We start from the raw sequence: 11,943 nt of genomic DNA on the forward strand, positions 1-11,943 counted from the left end.
GTGGGGTCTCGATGGTGGGAGGCGATCAGCCCAGCACGCCACGCAGGGCAGCGGCGAAGGCGGTGGTGATGGCCTCGCGCTGCAGGTGGCGGCCCTCGGCCACGCACTGGCGGCCATGGCGCCAGACCGATCGCAGCGCGCCATTACGTGCGGCGAACACCCAGCTGTCAAGCCATGCGTCACCGTGTCGCGCCTGCAGCGCGGGATGCGCGGCATCCAGTTCAACCATGTCTGCACTGGCGCCCACCTGCAGGCCGGCAGACACGCCCAGCGCCTGTGCACCGCCCTGCAGCGCCCCTTCAAACAGGAAGCGCCCGGTGCTGCGACCGGCATCCGGGGCCAACACGTTGCGACCCCGCAGGGTCAGGCGCTGGCCGTATTCCAGCAGGCGCAGCTCTTCTGCGGCATCGATCAGCACGTTGGAATCGGAGCCGACGCCGAAGCGCCCGCCCTCGCGCGAGAAGGCCTGCATCGGGAACAGGCCGTCACCCAGGTTGGCTTCGGTAATCGGACACAGGCCGGCCACAGCCTTGCTGGCGACCATCTGCGCACGCTCGTCGTGGGTGATGTGGGTGGCGTGCACCAGGCACCAACGCGCATCGACCGGGGCATGTTCGTACAGCCACTGCACCGGGCGCATGCCGCTCCATGCCAGACAGGCTTCGACCTCGCGCACCTGCTCGGCGATATGGATGTGAACCGGCCCGTCGGTCAGCGGCAGCAGCGCGCTCAGCTCGTCGCCGGTCACCGCGCGCAGGCTGTGCGGGGCGATACCAAGCACCGCATCGGGCAGCGTGGCCAGCGCGGTGCGGGCACCATCAAGCAGCTGTGCGAATCCGTCTACGTCATGGATGAGGCGGCGCTGTGCCGGGTTCGGCGGCGCCCCACCGAAATCGGCGTGGGCGTAGAACACCGGCAACAGGGTCAGGCCGATGCCGGTCTGCTCGGCCGCAGCGGCAATCTGCACGCTCATCTCGGCGCGGTTGGCGTAGGGGCGACCATCGGCATCGTGGTGCAGGTAGTGGAATTCGCCGACGCGGGTGAAGCCGCTTTCCAGCATCTCCATGTAGGCCTGGGCAGCGATGGCCTGCACTGCGTCCGGGCGCAGATGGGCCAGGAAGCGGTACATCAGTTCGCGCCAGCTCCAGAAGCTGTCGCCGTCGCCGCCGCCGATCTCGGTGAGCCCAGCCATGCCGCGCTGGAAGGCGTGGCTGTGCAGGTTCGGCAGGCCCGGCACCAGGATGTCCACGAGGATGTCGCCCTGCTGCGCAGCCTGCCCACGCGTGACCGCGGCGATGCGCCCCTCCTGCACCTGCAGGCGGACGTCGGCGGCCCAGCCGTCGGCCAGCAGGGCGTGGGCGGCATGGAAGGAGTGCGGGGAACGCGAATCGGACATGGCTGGACAACCCGAATTGGACGCCTATATTGTATAGACATATAAGCACAGCCGCGTTGTGGATGCCATGCACGTCGATACCCTCTGGTCCAACGTCCACCTGATGACCCTCGATGGCGAGGGGCTGGGTGTCCTTCGCGATGCAGTACTGGCCGCCACCGATGGCCGCATCGTGCACGTCGGCCCCGCCGGCAGCGATGCCCACCTGCAGCCGACCACCCGCATCGACGGCGAAGGCCGCTGGATGTCGCCGGGCCTGATCGATTGCCACACCCACCTGGTCTACGCCGGCAACCGCGCCAACGAGTTCCAGCAGCGCCTGCAGGGTGTGAGCTATGCCGAGATCGCCCGTGCCGGTGGCGGCATTGTTTCCACCGTGCGCGCCACCCGCGCAGCCTCGCCAGAGCAGTTGGCACACGAGAGCCGCCCGCGCCTGTTGGCGATGCGTGCCGAAGGCGTGACCACCATCGAGATCAAGTCCGGCTACGGCTTGACCCTGCAGGACGAGCGCAAGCAGCTGCAGGTGGCCCGCGCATTGGGCGAGGAATGCCGGGTGAACGTGGTGCCGACCTTCCTGGGTGCGCACGCGGTGCCGCCCGGACGCGAGGCGCAGGAATACACCGACGAGGTGTGCGAGGTGATGATCCCCGCCATCGCTGCCGAAGGCCTGGCCGAAGCCGTCGACATCTTCTGCGAGAACATCGCGTTCTCGCCCGCACAGGCACGCCAGGTCTTCGAAGCCGCCCGCGCGCATGGGCTGGCGATCAAGATCCATGCCGAACAGCTGAGCAACCAGCATGGCGCCGAACTGGCGGCCGGTTTCGGTGCGCTGTCGGCCGACCATATCGAACACCTGGACGACGCCGGCATTGCCGCGATGGCGGCCGCAGGTACCGTCGCCGTGCTGCTGCCTGGCGCGTTCTATTTCACCCGCGACACCACCCTGCCGCCAATCGCTGCGCTGCGCTCGGCCGGCGTACCGCTGGCGCTGGCCACCGACAGCAACCCGGGCACCTCGCCGCTGACCAGCCCGCTGCTGGCGATGAACATGGGCGCCACCCTGTTCCGCCTGACCGTGGACGAATGCATCGCCGGCTTCACCCGTGAAGCGGCGCGCGCGCTGGGCCATGGCGAGCGCATCGGCCGCCTGGCCGTCGGCATGGACTGCGACCTGGCGATCTGGGACATCGACGCGCCCGCCGACCTGGTCTATCGCATTGGATTCAACCCGCTGCACGCGCGCGTGGTGCGCGGACAGCCCGACCTGCCTGCCTCCTGGAGCAACACATGAGCAACACCCTGGTTCTTCGCCCCGGCCATGTCACCCTCGCCCAGTGGCGGCAGGCGTATCGCGGTGCGCCGCTGTCGCTTGACCCGGCCGCGTTGCCGGCGGTGCGCGCCAGCGCTGCGACGGTGGCTGCCATCGTCGCCAAGGGCGCACCGGTGTATGGCATCAACACCGGCTTCGGCAAGCTGGCCAGCGTGCGCATCGAGCGCGAGGACCTGGCCACCCTGCAGCGGAACATCGTGCTTTCGCATGCCGCGGGCGTGGGCGAGCCGATGCCGGGGAATGTGGTGCGACTGATGATGGCGTTGAAGCTGGTCAGCCTGGCCCAGGGTGCTTCCGGCGTGCGCGAGGAAACGCTGCTGCTGCTGGAAGCCATGCTGGTGAAGGGCGTGCTGCCGGTAGTGCCGGCGCAGGGCTCGGTTGGTGCTTCGGGCGACCTGGCGCCGCTCTCGCACCTGGCCAGCGTAATGATCGGCGTCGGCGAGGCCTTCGTTGGCGATGAGCGCCTGCCCGCCGTGGACGCACTGGCACGTGCTGGCCTGCAGCCGGTGGAACTGGGCGCGAAGGAAGGCCTGGCCCTGCTCAACGGCACCCAGTTCTCCACCGCGTACGCACTGGCTGGCTTGTTCGAGATCGAAACCGTGTTCCAGGCCGCACTGGTCACCGGCGCGCTGTCGGTGGAAGCGGCCAAGGGCTCGGACACGCCGTTCGATCCGCGCATCCACGCGCTGCGTGGCCAACGTGGGCAGATCGCCACCGCCGCCACCCTGCGCACGTTGATGCAGGATTCGGGCATCCGCGAATCGCACCGCGACAACGACGTGCGCGTGCAGGATCCGTACTGCCTGCGCTGCCAGCCGCAGGTGATGGGTGCGGCACTGGACATCCTGCGCCAGGCCGCGACCACGCTGGAAATCGAAGCCAACGGCGTGTCCGACAACCCGCTGGTGTTCACCGATACCGGTGAGGCGCTGTCCGGCGGCAACTTCCATGCCGAGCCGGTGGCCTTTGCCGCCGATATGCTGGCGATGGCGGTGTGCGAGATCGGTTCGATCAGCGAACGTCGCCTGGCGATGCTGGTCGACCCGGCGCTGTCCGGCCTGCCGGCGTTCCTGACCCCGCGCCCCGGTTTGAATTCCGGCTTCATGATTCCGCAGGTCACCGCCGCTGCGCTGGTCTCGGAAAACAAGCAGCGCGCCTACCCGGCCAGTGTCGATTCGATCCCGACGTCGGCCAACCAGGAAGACCATGTGTCGATGGCCGCGCACGGCGCACGCCGGCTGATGCAGATGGCCGAGAACGCGGCCAACGTGATCGGCATCGAGCTGCTGGCCGCCGCGCAGGGCTGCGACTTCCATGCGCCGCTGCGCTCCAGCACTGCACTGGAGAACGTGCGTGCCACCCTGCGTGCACAGGTGCCGACGCTGGAAGAAGATCGCTACTTCCACCCGGACATGGTGATCGCGACCGATCTGGTCCGCAGCGGCGCACTGGCCAAGGGCCTGGTAGAGCTGCTGCCCACGGTGGAACCGCAGGCATGAGCGGCCATCCCGATTGGCTGACCGTGCACGAGGGCGATGCCCCGCTGATCGTCAGCTTCCCGCACACCGGCAGCGAACTGCCGCATGACCTGATCGGCGCTTTCCATTCGCCGTGGTTGGCGCGTCGCGATGCAGACTGGTGGGTGCATGAGCTGTACGACTTCGCACGCGGCATGGGCGCGACCACCGTGCGCTCGGCCATCTCGCGCTCGGTGATCGATCTCAACCGCGATCCCAGTGGCGTGTCGCTGTACCCGGGCCAGAACACCACCGGCCTGTGCCCGCTGACCACCTTCGACAACCAACCGCTGTACCACGCGGGTCGCGAGCCGGACGACGCAGAAATCGCCCGCCGCCGCGACACGTATTTCGCGCCGTACCACGACGCACTCGCCAAGCAGATTGCACGCCTGCGCGCACGCCACGGCACCGTGGTGGTGTACGACGCGCATTCGATCCGCTCGCACATCCCGCACCTGTTCGATGGCGAGCTGCCGCAGTTCAACCTGGGCACTGCCGGGCCGTCCGGTGCACCGGATACCTCCTGCGACAACGCGCTGAGCGATGTGGTGGAAAACCTGCTGAAGATCAGCGGCATGAGCCACGTGCGCAATGGCCGCTTCAAGGGCGGCTGGATCACCCGCCACTACAGCAGCATTGCCGGTGGCGTGCACAGCCTGCAGATGGAACTGGCTTGCCGCGGCTACATGCACGAGCCCCTGCCCGACCAGGTGGACGAGCACAGCTGGCCCACCCCGCTCGACCCCGACCACGCCGCACCGCTGCGCCACACCCTGGCGCAGGTGCTCAATGCCTGCCTTGAATTCGCTACGAACCGGAGCGCCGCATGACCCGCAACGACCCGTCCCGCACCATCGCCGCGCCGACCGGCACCACGCTGAACGCAAAGAGCTGGCTGACCGAAGCGCCCCTGCGCATGCTGATGAATAACCTGCACCCGGACGTGGCCGAGCGGCCGCAGGAACTGGTGGTATACGGCGGCATCGGCCGCGCGGCGCGCGACTGGGAGAGCTTCGACGCCATCGTCGAAACGCTCAAGCGCCTGGACGATGACCAGACCCTGCTGGTGCAGTCTGGCAAGCCGGTGGGCGTGTTCCGCACCCATGCCGATGCACCGCGCGTGCTGATCGCCAATTCCAACCTGGTACCACGCTGGGCCAACTGGGACCACTTCAACGAGCTGGATAAGAAAGGCCTGGCGATGTATGGCCAGATGACCGCCGGCAGCTGGATCTACATCGGCGCGCAGGGCATCGTGCAGGGCACCTACGAAACCTTCGTGGAAATGGGCCGCCAGCACTACAACGGCAGCCTGGCAGGCAAGTGGCTGTTCACCGGCGGGCTGGGTGGCATGGGCGGCGCGCAGCCGCTGGCCGCCGTGATGGCTGGTGCCTCGTGCCTGGCGGTGGAGTGCCGCAAGAGCAGCATCGAGATGCGCCTGCGCACCGGCTACCTGGATACCTGGACCGACAACCTGGATGAGGCCCTGCGCCTGATCGAAGAATCGTGCACCGCCAAGAAGCCGCTGTCGGTCGGCCTGCTCGGCAATGTGGCCGACGTGCTGGACGAACTGCTGATCCGCGGCGTGAAGCCGGACCTGCTGACCGACCAGACCTCCGCACACGACCCGGTCAACGGCTACCTGCCGCAGGGCTGGACGGTGGAAGAATGGGATGCCAAGCGCGTAACCGCGCCGAAGGAAGTGGAGAAGGCCGCGCGTGCGTCGATGGCCAACCACATCCGCGCCATGCTCGGCTTGCACTCACTGGGCGTGCCTACCGTGGACTACGGCAACAACCTGCGGCAGATGGCGCTGGAAGAAGGTGTCGAGGACGCGTTCGATTTCCCGGGCTTCGTGCCGGCCTACATCCGCCCGCTGTTCTGCCGTGGCATCGGCCCGTTCCGCTGGGCCGCACTGAGTGGCGACCCGGAAGACATCGCCAAGACCGACGCCAAGGTGAAGGAGCTGATTCCGGACAACCCGCACCTGCACCGCTGGCTGGACATGGCCGCCGAGAAGATCAAGTTCCAAGGCCTGCCGGCGCGCATCTGCTGGGTCGGCCTGGGCGACCGCGATCGCCTGGGACTGGCCTTCAACGAGATGGTCGCCAATGGTGAGCTGAAGGCGCCGGTGGTGATCGGCCGTGACCATCTGGACAGCGGCAGCGTGGCCTCGCCGAACCGCGAAACCGAAGCGATGGCAGACGGCTCGGATGCAGTGTCCGACTGGCCGCTGCTGAACGCCCTGCTCAACACCGCCAGCGGTGCGACCTGGGTGTCGCTGCACCACGGCGGCGGCGTCGGCATGGGCTTCTCGCAGCACGCCGGCATGGTGATCGTCTGCGATGGCACTGAAGCGGCAGCCAAGCGGATTGCACGCGTGCTGTGGAACGACCCGGCGACGGGCGTGATGCGCCATGCCGATGCGGGCTATGAGATCGCGATTGAATGCGCGAAGGAGAAGGGGTTGGATCTGCCGGGAATCCTCGGCTGATCCGACTTGAGGTAGTGCCGGCCGCCGGCCGGCACCGGCCGATGCGTTGCCCGTGCCGCCGGGAATGGCCCGGCGCCACCTGGAACTCCCGTGTCACCGGCCGATGTTCGCTCGCCCGGATGCTGGGACGCTCTGGTAGATGCCGACCTTGGTCGGCGCTCGCACCGCTACATCAGTGCCGAAGCGACCACCGATGCCTTTGCTCGGATACTGTCCGACGCATCATCGTTCAGCGCTTCGATCAGGAAGACGACTTCTGCTGCGCCCTTCGTCGAGGCCATGTTTTTCAGGTAGGCAATCAACACATCTCTATGTAGATCACTATTCAGCAATCTGCAGATGAACGTCTCCAACCATTCTGGCGCCAGGCGACGCATGTAGGGAGCTGATTGGACAAGCGCGGAAATCAAAACCTCGCTGTCACTTGTCTCGACGAGATGAACAAGCCCCCACATGACTTCATGATGCGGAGTGTCATCGGCGAATATCGAGAAGAGAAATCCCAGCTCTCGACTGGAGAATTCCAGTCCTGATAGCACCTGAACCGTCCGGTCAAATACGGCAACCTCTTCTGAAGTAAGCATTCGCGAAGCCCGCAACAGCTCGTCCAGAAGTTGGTCTTTCATCACAGCTTCATTGGCGGAACCTGGCATTACTTGCACCGGTGCATCAGCGGAGTGGCATCCAACTGTGCCAACCTCTGATGCTGCCCGGCTCATTCCTCATCGTCGGGCGATTCGCACTCTTCAACAATGGACGGTATCCACTTCGTTTCGTCGTCCACCGGTTGCGGCAATCTCCCCTCCAGCCACTCAAGCACTTCATTTGGTGTGATGCCGGGTAGCGTCGACTCGATGCGCCAGCCCAGGTACCAGCAGGCAGGACCGTTGAGATAAGGTGGTGGCGCCGTAGGCAGGAAGCGGGTAGGTAGATGCTCCGCCACCGAAAGCGTATTGAGTACATGTGCCAGTTCCTGCACTGCGCTCCACGCCAGCGGGTGCTCCAAGGCAAGCGAAAAGCCGACATACCAAGTGCCATCGTCGCAGCGCTGCCAGTGGATGGGCTCGGACAGCGCAGGAATCTTTTGCAGGTATGCCACCAGTTTTTTGAATTCACGGGGCTTGGCCATTATTTGCTTCCAGTTGCGGGTGACCGCAGATTCACTCGATCCGGCAGTCACAGTGGTACGAGGTGGTGACGCGGTCAACAGACCTTCAATGGACAGGTCTATCCAGTTGGGGCTTGATCCAAGATCGCCGCGCTCCGGTCCGACGTTGTATCTGAAGGCCCCGCGCGCCAGAAGGGTCAATCGCGACAGGCCTGCCACAAGAGGCTTCCGCCTTACTTCATTCCTGCTCCCCCTATGTCCCTGCGTGGAACAAAGAATCGGCCCGGCTTGACCCCAACTCCCGCCGTGACCAAGATGCGCCATCGCCGCTGACGGAACACCGCGATGTACCGCACGCTTGCTGCCCTATTGCTCTGCGCCCTGGCCATCGCCCTGCCCGCTTCTGCGCGTGACGTTCCAGGCGAGCTCACCACGCAGCTCGACGCACAACTGCAGGCCAACCGCGAGCGCTACGGCATCGCCGGGCAGGCAGTGCTGGTCGCGCACAACGGCTCGGTGCTCTACCAGGGCACCAGCGGCGAACGCGACCCGTCCACGCATGCGCCCGCCACCATCGATTCCATATTCGCCGCGCAGTCGGTAGCGAAGCTGCTCACCAGCACGCTGGTAATGCAGCTGGTGGAGCAGGACAAGGTGGATCTGGAAGCACCGGCCAGCCGCTATGTTCAAGGCCTGCCCATCGCGTGGCAGGAGATAAGCCTGCGCGATTTCCTCAATCACAGTTCCGGCATCGCCGAGTACTACGACCGCAAGGGCGAACACTGGGTGAGCAAGGGCTACAACGGCCTCGCACCCGATCTTGCCGCCGCACTGAAGGTCGCCGGTTCGGCGCCAATGCAGTTCGCACCCGGCAGCCGCGTGCAGTACACCCAGGCCAATTACCTGGTGCTCACCGCGTTGCTGGAAGCGCATTACCGCAAGGCCTATCCAGCCATCGCGCGCGAGCGCATCCTGCAGCCGCTGAAGATGACCAGCACCTCGTGGGGCGTGGCCAGCGTACCCGCGCAGCGCGCGGCGGTGCCTTACATCGGCAAGGACGGCCAACTGCAGCCGGCCAACGAAGATCCCTGGCCGGACTATGGCTGGGGCCATGCCGATCTGCAGACCACCGTCGGCGACATGAATCGCTTACTGCAGGCGCTCGCCACCGGCAAGCTGGTGCGGACGGCAACGCTGGAAACGCTGTGGCAGCCACAGAAACTGACCGGTGGCGGCAGCAACTTCTTCTCCACCGGCTGGGATACCACCCGCAGCGACGGCTACACCCAGGTCGGCCACGATGGCGGCACCCGCGTGCGGGCGCGGCTGGCCTACAAGGGCTCGCTGGCCAGCGGTTACTGGGTGTTCGTGTACCTGACCAACGGCAGCGCCCGCAATGTCTGGTCGAGCACGCTGGTGGAAAGCACGATGGCGGTGGCTGCGCCGCAGGAGTTTCCGCATGCAGTGCTTTCCGAGCGGCTGATCGGCTATGCGCTGGATGAAAGCACCGATGCGACACAGGCGATGCGTAGCTGGCTGCGCGACAGCAATGGGGTTCCCACGGGCGAACTGGAGCGTGCGATCAATGCCGATGGTTACGCTATCCGCGAGAGCTTCGGGGCACGCAAGGCGTTGAAGGTTTTCGCCCTCAACAGCGAGCTGTATCCGGAGTCGGCCAACGCTTGGGACAGCCTGGCCGAGTGCCATGCCGCGTTGGGGGAGAAAGAAACCGCTGATCGGCTGTATGCGAAGTCGAAGGCGCTGGCGAAGCCTTCGCCGTAAACCCTGTAGAGCCGAGCCCATGCTCGGCTGCTTTTCGTTGCGATTGGAGAAAACCCGCGCTGCGCGCGATAGCCGAGCGTGGGCTCGGCTCTACAGGGACACTGCGGGCGGCCATACGCAGGTGGAGGGTGACGTGGGGCCATCGACCTGTTAACTTGCGCGCCAATCTCGTGGTTTACAGCATTCCTGCATGTCGCTCTCGTCTTACCGCCCCACCCCGTCGCTGTTGTTCCTGGCCGTATCCCTCGGCCTCGCTACCACCGCCCAAGCCGCCCCGCAGGCCACCACCCTCGATGCGGTGCAGGTCACTGCCGCCGATGCCAGCGCGCAGGCGCGCGAAGCGCTGAAGCGCGTGCCGGGCGCCAGCAACGTGATCGACGTGGCCAAGGCGGACAGCCGCCTGGCCAGCAGTGCCGATGTGCTGGCCTACCAGCCGGGCATCAGCGCGCAATCACCGGGCAACGAAGGCACCAAGGTGTCGATCCGCGGCTCGGGCATCAACCGCGGCCCGGGCGCGCATGCTTCCGGCATCGCGGTATCGATCGACGGCCTGCCGCTGACTGGCCCCGGTGGCACACCCTACGAATTGCTGGAGCCTCTGTGGCTGTCGCGTGTGGAAGTACTGCGGGGGGCGAACGGCTTCGAACGCGGCGCCCTGGCACTGGGCGGTGCCATCGACTACATCAGCCGCAGTGGCCGCGATTCGGCCGGTGTGCAGCTGCACTACGAAGCCGGCAGCCGTGGCTACCAGAAGCGCGGCCTCAGCTGGGGCGGCGTCAGCGGCGACGTCGATTACTTCCTGGCCTACACCGATACCGAATTCGATGGTTACCAGCGCCATGCGTCCGGCGATGGCAAGGGCGCGATGGCCAACATCGGCTGGCAGATCACGCCCGACCTGCAGACCCGCTTCTTCGTGCGCTACCGCGAAACCAACCACGAAACACCCGGGCGCCTGACCCGCGACCAGATCCGCAACGATCCGCGCGCGGCGAACCCGGCCAACCTCGCGATCGATGCGCGCCGTCCGCAACCGGGCAGCACCTGGGTGGGCAATGTCACCACGCTGCAGATCGACGAGGATTCCTCCCTGCAGGCCGGGCTGGTCTATCACAAGTATCCGATGGACTTGAACGAGAGCCTGTACCGCCAGCAGCTGGACTACGCCAACCTCAACGCCACTCTGGACTACCGTCGCCGCCATACGCTGTTCGGTCTGGACAGCGAAACCACCATCGGCCTGCGCGTTACCCATGACCTGGATGCCGATGTGCGCGAGTCGCTGCGCTTTGCCAACAACGGATATGTCGCCGGCACCCGCACGCGCGACTTCCGCCACCATGGCACCGACAGCACGCTGCATATCGGCAACAACCTGGCAGTGAATGAGCGGCTGCGCGTACAGACCGGGTTTGCGCTGATCAACACCCGCCGCGATGTGCAGGTCACCTGGCCGAGCAGTGGTGGCCGCCTGCGCGAGCACGATTGGGATTACGCGCCGCGTGTGGGCTTCACCTGGCAGCAGACGCCGCAGACACAGTGGTTCGGCAACCTCAGCCGTTCGGTGGAAGCGCCCCATCCGTGGTCGATGATCTGGGGCTCGAACCAGTACTTCGGCGCGGGCAATGGTCCGTCCACCGGCCGCCAGCGCGCGCCGGTACCAATGCAGAACCAGACTGCCACGACGCTGGAACTCGGTGCACGCGGCGACAACGCGCTGGGCCGCTGGGAACTGACCGGCTACTACGCGCACGTGAACCATGAACTGCTGAGCGTGGAACTGCAGCCGGTGCCGAACCTGTTCATCGCCGAGAACAACGCCAGCCCCACCGTGCACCGTGGCATCGAGGCCGGTCTGGACAGCACCCTGTGGCAGGCCGCAACGGGCCGTTTGTCGCTGCGCCAAGCCTATACCTTCAGCGACTTCCGCTATCGCCATGACACGCGCTTCGGCAGCAACCGCCTGCCGGGTCTGCCGCGCCATGCGTACCAGGCCGAACTGCGCTTCGACCACGCCTCGGGTCTGTATGCCGCACTGAACACCGAATACGCCTCGCGCATCGCGGTGGACTACGCCAACAGCTACTGGGCCGACAGCCACGTCATCTTCGGCAGCCGCATCGGTTACGACGCTCCGGGCGGCCGCTGGCAGCTGTGGGCGGAGATGCGCAACATCGGTGACCGCCATTACGCCGCCACCGTCACCCCCGGTTACAACGATGCCGGCAAGGACGTGGCGCGCTCCACGCCCGGCGAAGGCCGCGGCGTGTATGCGGGCGTGCGCTGGCGCTTCGATTGATTCGTAACGGGAGC

Annotated in this window: 9 protein-coding genes; 6 read left to right on the forward strand and 3 right to left on the reverse strand. The window is 66.2% G+C overall.

The features are described from left to right. Positions 1 to 25: 25 nt before the first annotated feature. The gene (locus QP457_RS13820) at positions 26 to 1,396 is read right to left on the reverse strand and encodes a formimidoylglutamate deiminase (RefSeq protein ID WP_205405907.1); all 1,371 of its coding nucleotides are present in this window, start codon (positions 1,394 to 1,396) and stop codon (positions 26 to 28) included. A gap of 67 nt (positions 1,397 to 1,463) precedes the next feature. On the opposite strand from QP457_RS13820, the gene hutI reads away from it, so the two are divergent. The 4 genes from hutI to hutU are packed head-to-tail and all read left to right on the forward strand — an operon-like array spanning position 1,464 to position 6,740. After that, entirely contained in the window at positions 1,464 to 2,687 is a 1,224-nt protein-coding gene (gene hutI, locus QP457_RS13825; protein ID WP_205405908.1) for an imidazolonepropionase, read from the forward strand. Further along, complete coding sequence (hutH, locus tag QP457_RS13830) at positions 2,684 to 4,225, forward strand: histidine ammonia-lyase (protein ID WP_205405909.1); 1,542 nt, start codon at positions 2,684 to 2,686, stop codon at positions 4,223 to 4,225. Before hutI ends, hutH begins: the two co-directional genes overlap by 4 nt. Then, complete coding sequence (gene hutG, locus QP457_RS13835; protein WP_205405910.1) at positions 4,222 to 5,076, forward strand: N-formylglutamate deformylase; 855 nt, start codon at positions 4,222 to 4,224, stop codon at positions 5,074 to 5,076. The genes hutH and hutG overlap by 4 nt, the downstream gene beginning before the upstream one ends. Continuing rightward, complete coding sequence (hutU, locus tag QP457_RS13840; RefSeq protein WP_205405911.1) at positions 5,073 to 6,740, forward strand: urocanate hydratase; 1,668 nt, start codon at positions 5,073 to 5,075, stop codon at positions 6,738 to 6,740. The genes hutG and hutU overlap by 4 nt, the downstream gene beginning before the upstream one ends. 167 nt (positions 6,741 to 6,907) lie before the next feature. On the opposite strand, the gene QP457_RS13845 is transcribed toward hutU, so the two are convergent. Both QP457_RS13845 and QP457_RS13850 read right to left on the reverse strand, forming a co-directional pair. After that, a complete protein-coding gene (locus tag QP457_RS13845) occupies positions 6,908 to 7,366 on the reverse strand; it encodes an Imm30 family immunity protein (protein ID WP_205405912.1) in 459 nt (152 codons plus the stop codon). Between the two features lie 89 nt (positions 7,367 to 7,455). After that, positions 7,456 to 7,869: a hypothetical protein gene (locus QP457_RS13850; RefSeq protein ID WP_205405913.1), complete on the reverse strand. Its 414-nt coding sequence runs from the start codon at positions 7,867 to 7,869 to the stop codon at positions 7,456 to 7,458. A 324-nt stretch (positions 7,870 to 8,193) separates the two neighbouring features. On the opposite strand from QP457_RS13850, the gene QP457_RS13855 reads away from it, so the two are divergent. Continuing rightward, positions 8,194 to 9,630, forward strand: coding sequence for a serine hydrolase domain-containing protein (locus QP457_RS13855; RefSeq protein ID WP_205405914.1), 1,437 nt, complete (start codon positions 8,194 to 8,196; stop codon positions 9,628 to 9,630). A 190-nt stretch (positions 9,631 to 9,820) separates the two neighbouring features. Beyond that, positions 9,821 to 11,929, forward strand: a complete 2,109-nt coding sequence (locus tag QP457_RS13860; protein WP_205405915.1) for a TonB-dependent receptor — start codon at positions 9,821 to 9,823, stop codon at positions 11,927 to 11,929. The last annotated feature ends 14 nt before the right edge of the window (positions 11,930 to 11,943 follow it).

The sequence above is a fragment of the Stenotrophomonas sp. As-7 genome, from assembly GCF_030291015.1.
GTDB lineage: Bacteria > Pseudomonadota > Gammaproteobacteria > Xanthomonadales > Xanthomonadaceae > Stenotrophomonas > Stenotrophomonas lactitubi.